This is a genomic window from Acinetobacter sp. UBA6720 (assembly GCF_002454215.1).
Lineage (GTDB): Bacteria > Pseudomonadota > Gammaproteobacteria > Pseudomonadales > Moraxellaceae > Acinetobacter.
Genome location: NZ_DKIK01000032.1, coordinates 1 through 311 on the forward strand (window position 1 = coordinate 1; position 311 = coordinate 311).

Here is a 311-nt window from a genome sequence, read left to right on the forward strand (position 1 = left end):
AGCTTTTCATTCACTTAACAAATCTATATTTCATTTATCGGAATCTATTTGCAAAAACTTCCAAAATGGATTATTTTTCAACCAATTTTAAAGCATTCTTTAATGCTTATTTTCTGGCTGTACTCCCCCTGTTTAATCACCTTATTTCTTTTAAAGGTTATGACATGCTTAAAATGATTGATGTTCTCGATCAACGTCTGGTGCAAAACTTTACTCAAGCTTTGCAGTCTCCTACCCCACAATTTGAAGAGCAACTGGATCAAGGTATTCTCAATGCATCAGACCTTGAATTAAATCATGCTGTTACTGCA